This window comes from Deinococcus frigens DSM 12807 (assembly GCF_000701425.1).
Classification (GTDB): domain Bacteria; phylum Deinococcota; class Deinococci; order Deinococcales; family Deinococcaceae; genus Deinococcus; species Deinococcus frigens.
Window position 1 is genome coordinate 1 of record NZ_JNIW01000095.1, and the last position, 8,023, is coordinate 8,023.

General features: G+C 64.7%; 7 protein-coding genes. 1 reads left to right on the forward strand and 6 read right to left on the reverse strand.

Annotated features, from left to right (window positions below; all coding sequences use genetic code 11):
* Positions 1 to 88 precede the first annotated feature (88 nt).
* The 3 genes from Q322_RS0118880 to Q322_RS22815 all read right to left on the reverse strand — a co-directional run bounded on the left by Q322_RS0118880 (position 89) and on the right by Q322_RS22815 (position 3,484).
* Positions 89 to 895 carry a VOC family protein gene (locus tag Q322_RS0118880; RefSeq protein WP_051668771.1) on the reverse strand — a complete coding sequence of 269 codons (807 nt, stop codon included), beginning with the start codon at positions 893 to 895 and terminating at the stop codon, positions 89 to 91.
* Between the two features lie 100 nt (positions 896 to 995).
* Complete coding sequence (scpA, locus tag Q322_RS0118885; RefSeq protein ID WP_029479416.1) at positions 996 to 3,146, reverse strand: methylmalonyl-CoA mutase; 2,151 nt, start codon at positions 3,144 to 3,146, stop codon at positions 996 to 998.
* An 83-nt stretch (positions 3,147 to 3,229) separates the two neighbouring features.
* Positions 3,230 to 3,484, reverse strand: a complete 255-nt coding sequence (locus Q322_RS22815; RefSeq protein ID WP_084148097.1) for a hypothetical protein — start codon at positions 3,482 to 3,484, stop codon at positions 3,230 to 3,232.
* A gap of 295 nt (positions 3,485 to 3,779) precedes the next feature.
* On the opposite strand from Q322_RS22815, the gene Q322_RS0118890 reads away from it, so the two are divergent.
* Positions 3,780 to 4,034: a hypothetical protein gene (locus Q322_RS0118890; protein ID WP_029479417.1), complete on the forward strand. Its 255-nt coding sequence runs from the start codon at positions 3,780 to 3,782 to the stop codon at positions 4,032 to 4,034.
* A 319-nt stretch (positions 4,035 to 4,353) separates the two neighbouring features.
* On the opposite strand, the gene csaB is transcribed toward Q322_RS0118890, so the two are convergent.
* From csaB to Q322_RS24245, 3 genes are all read right to left on the reverse strand, one after another.
* Positions 4,354 to 5,328, reverse strand: a complete 975-nt coding sequence (gene csaB, locus Q322_RS0118895; RefSeq protein ID WP_029479418.1) for a polysaccharide pyruvyl transferase CsaB — start codon at positions 5,326 to 5,328, stop codon at positions 4,354 to 4,356.
* Positions 5,325 to 7,229, reverse strand: a complete 1,905-nt coding sequence (locus Q322_RS0118900; RefSeq protein ID WP_342667671.1) for a DUF5693 family protein — start codon at positions 7,227 to 7,229, stop codon at positions 5,325 to 5,327. The genes csaB and Q322_RS0118900 overlap by 4 nt, the downstream gene beginning before the upstream one ends.
* Before the next feature lie 439 nt (positions 7,230 to 7,668).
* A partial coding sequence (locus Q322_RS24245) for an IS630 family transposase (RefSeq protein ID WP_034418668.1) occupies positions 7,669 to 8,023 on the reverse strand: 355 nt, incomplete at its 5' end.

Genomic DNA, 8,023 nt, shown 5'->3' on the forward strand with positions numbered 1-8,023 from the left:
TCCTCAAGGAGAAACTGGTCGGTGCCTGGCAGCGCGTCAGATACATCCAGTTGCCGCGCCGCTTGATGGACTCTAATTTATGCCGCGATCAATAAGCGCCCGCTGGTTGCGGATTCATGACCGTGAAGACCGCACCTGCCGGGTCGGTCAGCACCGCCATACGGCCATAGGGCATATCAAAGGGGGCCACCAGCACTTTACCGCCGTTCTGCACGGCCATTTGCGCCGTTCTATCCACGTCCTCGGTGAAGAAATAGACCATCCAGCCGCCCGCGTTCACGGCTTCCCAATTCTGCGCGTTGCCCGACACACCCGCAAAGCCCGTTTCCCCGTGCAGAAGCTGATGGTAGTCCGCGCCAGGGAGTTGCTGAGCGTCGGCATTTAGGAGCTGGCTGTAGAAGTCCACGGCGGACGCCGAATCGCGGGTGTTGACCTCGGCCCAGACCAGACGGCCCGGCCCGTCATTGCCAAGAAAGCCGCCATGCTGATCGTCCTGCCACAGCCCGAACATGGCTCCGCTGGGATCGGTGACGTGGTGTGCCTGACCCTGGGTGCCAATCCGCACTGGCCCCTCAAAGGCCGTACCACCGAGCGCCTTGACGTGTTGGGCGTCGGCCACGATGTCTTCACTGTCAAAATAAATGAGCCACTGCGAGGAGGCATCCATCCCTGCTGGCGGTGGGGGCGAGATGCCCGCTGCCTTGTTGCCCCCGCTATGGGCGGTCGCGTAGCCGCCGAATTCCTCTGAAATCTGGTATGTCCAGCCGAACAGGGCAGCGTAAAAATCGCGCGCCTGCTGCGGTGTGGGCGTGGTCAGCTCTACCCAGATCGGTTCTCCGGCGCAGATGGTCATGGGCGAGGACGCGACGGGGGCCGTCGTTTGGGTCTGGGTCATGGATTTTGCCTCCTGTAGAGGTTGAGCTGGCCGGGCTTCAGAGCTGAACCCGGTACTCACAGCAGTTTAGGCTACAATCCATATTTTGTCAAGAACATAATTAGCTCGGTGTATTTCGTTCATGCAGCAGCCGCAGAACCTCCCGCGCGCTGGTCAGAATTGGCGTACCAGGGCCGAAGATGCCCGCCACACCCGCCGCCCGTAGCGCCGCGTAATCCTGCTGGGGAATCACGCCGCCCGCGATCACCAGGATGTCGCCCGCCTCCTGCCCCCGCAGCGCGGCGATCAGTTGTGGGATCAGCGTTTTGTGGCCCGCCGCCTGCGAGCTGACGCCGATCACATGCACGTCGTTTTCCACCGCCTGGCGCGCGGCCTCGTCGGGGGTCTGGAACAGTGGCCCCACGTCCACGTCGAAACCCAGATCGGCGAATCCGGTGGCGATGACCTTCGCGCCCCGGTCATGGCCGTCCTGGCCCATCTTGACCACCAGCATGCGCGGGCGGCGGCCTTCCGCTTCAGCGAAGGCTTCGATGTCGCCTTGCAGCGCGGCGAAGCCCTCGTCCCCGGCGTAGCCCTGCGCGTAGACGCCGCTGAGGGTGCGGACCTCGGCACTGTGACGGCCCCAGACCCGCTCCAGCGCGTCGCTGACCTCGCCCACCGTGCAGCGGGCGCGCATGGCCTCCACCGACAGGGCGAGGAGGTTGCCGTCGCCATTGCGGGCGGCGTCCTCCAAGTTGTCCAGAGCATTCTTGACAGCTTCCGGGTCACGCTCGGCCCTGACCCTGTTCAGCCGCGCGATCTGCGATTCCCGCACGGCGTCGTTGTCAATCTCCAGCAGTTCCACGGGCGTCTGCTCACTCAAGCGGTATTTGTTGACGCCCACGATCACGTCCTCGCCCCGGTCAATGCGGGCCTGTTTGCGGGCCGCGCTTTCCTCAATCCTCAGCTTGGGAATCCCGGCCTCGATGGCCCTGGCCATACCGCCCAGTTCCTCCACCTCGCGCATCAAGTCACGGGCCTTCTCGGCCAGATCGACGGTCAGGCGTTCCATCAGGTAGCTGCCGCCCCAGGGATCGATCACGTCGGGGATGCCCGTTTCCTCCTGAATCAGCAACTGGGTGTTGCGGGCAATCCGGGCCGAGAACTCGGTGGGCAGGCCAATCGCCTCGTCAAAGGCGTTGGTGTGCAGGCTCTGGGTGCCGCCAAACACGGCGGCCATCGCCTCCACCGCCGTTCGCACGACGTTGTTGTACGGGTCCTGCTCGGTCAGGGACCAGCCGGAGGTCTGGCAGTGGGTTCGCAGGGCGCGGCTCATGGGGTTTTTGGGGCCAAAGCCCGCCATGATCTCGTCCCACAGCAGCCGGGCGGCGCGCAGCTTGGCCACCTCGGTGTAGAAGTTCATGCCGATGGCGAAGAAGAACGACAGGCGCGGGGCGAAGGCGTCCACGTCCAGCCCCTTTTTCAGCGCGGCCCGCACGTATTCCAGGCCGTCGGCCAGGGTGTAGGCCAGCTCCAGCGCGGCGTTCGCCCCGGCCTCCTGCAAGTGGTAGCCGCTGATGGAGATGGAATTGAAGCGCGGCATCTTCTGAGCCGTGAATTCAATGATGTCTGCCACGATCCGCATGGACGGTTCCGGCGGGTAGATGTAGGTGTTGCGGACCATGAACTCCTTGAGAATGTCGTTCTGGATGGTCCCGGAAAGCTGATCCAAACCCGCCCCGCCTTCCTGCCCCGCCACGATATACCCGGCCAGAATCGGCAGGACTGCGCCGTTCATGGTCATGGACACCGACATCTGATCCAGGGGGATGCCGTCAAAGAGGAGTTTCATGTCCTCAACGCTGTCGATGGCGACTCCGGCCTTGCCCACGTCGCCCACCACGCGCGGGTGGTCCGAGTCGTAGCCCCGGTGCGTGGCGAGGTCAAAGGCCACTGACAGGCCCTTTTGCCCGGCGGCCAGGTTGCGGCGGTAAAAGGCGTTGCTGGCCTCGGCGGTGGAAAAGCCCGCGTACTGCCGGATGGTCCAGGGGCGCGCGGCGTACATGGTGGCGCGCGGGCCGCGCGTGTAAGGCGGCAGGCCGGGCAGGGAATTGGCCCCTCCGCTTTCAGGCAGGTCGGCGCGGGTGTACAGCGCTTTCAGGGTCAGTCCTTCAGGGGTGACGCGGTTCAGGGTCTCCGGCCCCGCGCCCTTTAGATCCTTGCGGGCCAGCGCCTTCCAGGCGTCCAACTCCGGTCTTTCTTGCTCGCTCATGGGGTGGGCCTCCGTGTGGGGCCATGATGCCACGCGCCACTCTAACGGGCGTTAGGAAGAGACTGAGGAAAAGAAGATATGCCTCAGCTTCCCTCAGCCACAGCCCCTGCCAACGCCTGCTCAATCCCGCGCCCACGCCAGCCCGTTTCCAGAACCTGTACCTCTCCCCCATCCCAGACCAGATGCGCGCCGATCACGGCTCCCCCGGCGACGGCGAGGGCCGCCGTATTCAGGCGCGCCAGCGGGACTTCAGGACACAACCGGGCGGCGGCGGCCCGTAATGATGAGGCCAGTGGAAGGGGCGGACGGGTCACGCGAACACGGGCGGGCAGGCTCATGTCCACAGGCTACACAGCCCGTGCGTCGGCAGGACGGCGTGTGAAGTTTTTTGCAGGAGACGGGCAGGGGTTGAATAGAGGCGTGGTCGAAAGAACTGTCCAGTCTTGACCGAACGGGCGGGCAAGCGTCCACATACACGTCTGTTCTGCCCAAGACGACGGGCGAAGTTCGCCGAGCATCCGGGAGAACAGCAGCATCAGATGTCTTCGTTCCGATGCCGTCGTTCGGGCAAATGCTCTAGAATGCGCCCGATGACCGCCGGACAGGGCCAGGCTTGATGGGAACGCGACACTGATGCGCGCCGTGGCCTGGCTGCTGACTGCGGTGCTGATCGCCCTCGCACTGGGGCTGGCGGTGCTGACGCTGGGGGCTTTCGCCTCGCTGGGGAGCGGCGCGCCGCTGTGGCTTCGTTCGGTGGGCAGCCTGGAACATGCCCTGAGCGGTCAATTCGGTCTGGGCACCCTGACCCATTTTGCGCGTGCCGTGGGACTGGCCGTGCTGACCAGCGCGCTGGCGGGTCTGGCCGCTTACGTCAAACCAAGGGCTTGAGCGCGCACAGGCTGATACGGATTCCGTTTGTTTCGCGTAGGAATCGGGACAGCGCCGATTCCTACACTCCACGCCCGGAACCCGTTTTTCTCCTGCTCACTCCGTTCGGATTTCCAGGTGTTTACAACACCTTTCAATCGGAGTTCGTATGAGGCGTCTGCCATCCCCAATCCCCAGAGCATTTGTCCGAATGGAGCCAGCGGGAAAGGAGACTCCCGATGCTTCCATTCTCTCCTACGAAGCTGTGCCCGTCCCAAATACTCCGCAACATCCACTCACTTTGTTCGGTCAAAAGTCAACCACTCTTTTGACAGATGCTCTAATTCAGTGCCCAGCTAAAGCTGTGCAAGGCGCGCAGTTTCATGTCCTCGATGGCGTTCCAGTCGGGGGTCACGCGGCGGATGACCTCTTCCATCAGAATGGACGGGGTGGGGGGCACCGGGTGGCTGGGCGCGCCCGCATCGGCGCAGAAGCCCTGGATCTTGGGATCGTAGGCGACGCCGGAAAAGGGTGTTCCGGCGGCGGCAGCCAAGATCAGCGCGTGCAGGCGCACCCCGATGACATAGCCGCTGCCGGCGATGGCGTCCAGCGCGGTCTGCGGATCGCGGGTGCTGATCACATGGTTTGCTCCCAGCGCATGTGCGGCCACGTCGTCGTGGTCCGGCATGAAGCTCAGGGCCGTGACCTGCCGCCCGGCGCGGCGGAGTTGCAGGGTGACCTGCTGCAAGGGTTCCAGCGCCCCCGTCACGTCTCCGCGCGGGGCGATGATCACGCTTTGCAGGTCACGGGACAACCCCGGCGTGGGCGAAAGTAACAGGGCCGGATCGCCGCCCAGCTCGCCCTTCAAGCCCAGGCCCTTCAGAGTCTCCAGGCTGCCAGCGTCACGCACGATGATGCGCAGTCCGGCCAGGGCGGCGGCCACCCTGCGCCCACCCTGCGGGGACAGGGGACCGACGCTCTGGTTAAAGACCACCACACGTTTGCCCATCAGGCGGGCCAGGCGGATCACGCCCAGGTAATAACTCAGCGTTCGGGCACTGGTCTTGTCCTGGAGAAGACCGCCGCCGCCGCTGAGCAGCACGTTCGAGCGAACCAGGGCAGAAACCAGCGCGCCAGGTCTCATCCGCGCTGCCGCCTCACACCCGAAGGTCTGTGCCGAATCCCCCGGCGTGTTCGACAGCAGCAGCGGCATGATGCCGCGCTTCCTGACCTCACGGGTGATCGCCAGCGCAATCGCCTCGTCGCCGGTGTTGCCGAAGCCGTAATAGCCGCTGACGGCCACGCGGCGGCTCACGGCTGAGTCCTGGCAGACACGCGATTGGAGCCGTAGCCCTTCCACAGCTGCATCCCATACCGCAGCGCCCAGATGGCGAGGCCGCCCAGCAGCAGGCCCAGCCCCAGACCGATGAACACACGGGCCGCGCTGATCAGCAGCGGCGTGTGAAAGTGCGAGAAGGTGTTCAGGATGCTCGACTGCCCCACCACCCCGGCCAGGATCAGCAGGCCGCTGAAGTACCCCGGCAGCGTGCCGCTGAGACCCAGCAAGGCCAGCGGGTGCGCGGCGATTTCCTTGAAGCGCGGGCGGATGATCGAGTCCTGCACTTCACGCCGCAGGGACGCCTCGAAGTTGCTGGCCGAGCCGCCCGTGGCATTGCCGCGCCGCTCGTAGACCAGTGACAGCAGCACGAAACCCAGCGCCATCACGGCCACGTCGCCCAGCCGGATGGGCGCGGCGTAGATGTCGGCTGCCGTCTTGCGGATGTCCTGGCGCGGCAGGAAGCTCAGGGCCACCAGCGTCAGCGGCAGCAGCAGCGTCAGGCCCACGCCCCGGAAAGGTTCGAGACCCAGCGTGCTTTCGCGGCTGGCCCCCAGCGCCGACACGAACAGCACGCCCACCAGGCTCAGGCCCGTGGCCAGGAACCAGTCGGTGACCTTCGAACGCCGCAAGACCAGCCCCAGCGCCGGGAAGGCCACGGCGGCCACGAGTGCGGCACTCTCGAAGGGATGCAAAGTGTTCAGTCCGAAGGCCAGCAGCACCACCACGCCCGCCGCGATCACGCCCAGACGCACCAGCGGGAAGCTCAGGCCCAGCAGCAGCAGCGCGGCCAGCGGCCCGATCATGCTCAGCGCCTTGAGCAGCGAACTGGGCGCGAAGGTTCCCAACTGCGGCATCTCCAGCTTCACGCCGGAGCGCTTCAGCAGGTCCTGGGTGCGGCCCAGCATGGTCTCAGTCTCGTTGATGGTGGGGTAGGGGCGCAGGTACAGCAGCCGCATCCCTCGCTCACGGGCGGCCAGGTTGTACTTGCTGGCCACGTCCAGCGGATCGAGTTTGTTCTGGTAGCTGGGGGCCAGCGCGAACAGCCGCACCCCGCCGTGTGTTGCCACCAGGTCGGCCAGCCCGTCCTGAATGTTGCCCTCGATAATGGCGGGAAGGCGTTTGCCCATCACTTTATCCACCTGCGCCAGCAGCTCCGGCGTACGCGAGCCGATCACCTCGTCGCCGGTGAAGGCGATAAAGGGCACGTCCGGCCAGTCCGCGCCCACCTTGGCGGTGGGGATGGCGGCGTCCTGATACGGGCGGTAAACCACGACCAACCCCTGCTTTTTAAAGTCGTTGATCGCCGCCGTATCCGGCCCGGCAGGCAGAAAGCGTGGGTCCGAAGGCCACTCGATCCAACTCCGGCCCCCGATGTTCACCTCGCGCGTGGGAATGGTGTAGCGGTTTCGCAATTCCTCGGCAATGGCTGGGGTGGAGGCGCGCATGTACACCGCGTTGGTCTTGATCCCCTGGCCCGGAAAGTCCGCCGCCAGATCAGAGCCGTTTTTCAGGTACACCTCGCCGCGCTGTTCCAGGCTGGCAATGGTGTCCTCGTACAGCGCCACGCCGCCCACACCCAGCGCCCTGTACCTGTCCAGCAATGCCTGCGGCTCCAGGCCATAGCGGCGGGCCTGGATCACCAGCGCCGGGTAGTCCATGACCAACGCCGCCGTCTTCTGCGACTGCTCGTACTGCACGCGCCCGTAAGCCAGCAGCAGCGCCGGAATCAGCGAAAGTGCGATCAATCCCAGCAGCAGCGGCGTCCAGGGATGGCGGGTGGCGGGCGGCAGCGTGGTGGGAGGAATAGGGGCAGGCGAGCGTGGGTCAGGCTGGGGCTGTGGGCTGGGAGACAGGGGGGCGCGGTTGGGGTCGGTCACAGGCACATCCTAGCGGCGTAGTGGGGCGAGGGGAGCGGAAGGCGGCAAAAATCGCAGCATCGTAACGCCCGGCTGCGGTAGGGAACGTCAGCCGAAGGGGGGAGGGGTAGGTACGGAAACCGATAACCTGAAGAGGCTGGAGCTGTGCAGGCAGGAGGTCAGAGCGTGGGAAGTGCCAATGGCGTATAACAGATTGTCATACACTAGCGTGCAGGTAGAGCCGTGCGTGGAGCCGCCGGAGAGCTGCCTGCACAAGGGACTCGAATGGGACGACGGAAATCTGGGCCATTGCAAACGCCTCACGCCTGAGCAGATTGAAGTGGGGCTGGGAGGCGGGTATCTGGTTTACGACGACCCACTGGAGTGCCGCTACCGAATTCTGTTCAGATTGACTCCGCCGGACCGTAGAGAGCAACCCAGAGCAGCAACTATTTTCCGGTTATTGATCGCGGCATAAATTAGAGTCCATCAAGCGGCGCGGCAACTGGATGTATCTGACGCGCTGCCAGGCACCGACCAGTTTCTCCTTGAGGACGGTGACCGAACGGGCACAGAAATTCCCCAACACATTTCGTTTGACGTACGCCCACACGAGCTCAATTGGATTGAGCTCTGGCGCGTACGGTGGCAAGTACACCAACGACAGGCGTTCGTGGATCTCCACGAACGCCTGAACCATCTTCGCCCGATGGATACCCGCATTGTCCAGAATCACCACGATCTTCCCCTGGATGTGACGCAGGAGATGCCGGAAGAACGCGATCACGTCTCCACTTCGAATGGCGCCCAACGTG

What these genes read in the sequence shown, in the direction of transcription:
- Q322_RS0118880 (WP_051668771.1), bottom strand. Translation starts at nt 895, where the DNA reads ATGACCCAGACCCAAACGACGGCCCCCGTCGCGTCCTCGCCCATGACC.
- scpA (WP_029479416.1), bottom strand. Translation starts at nt 3,146, where the DNA reads ATGAGCGAGCAAGAAAGACCGGAGTTGGACGCCTGGAAGGCGCTGGCC.
- Q322_RS22815 (WP_084148097.1), bottom strand. Translation starts at nt 3,484, where the DNA reads ATGAGCCTGCCCGCCCGTGTTCGCGTGACCCGTCCGCCCCTTCCACTG.
- Q322_RS0118890 (WP_029479417.1), top strand. Translation starts at nt 3,780, where the DNA reads ATGCGCGCCGTGGCCTGGCTGCTGACTGCGGTGCTGATCGCCCTCGCA.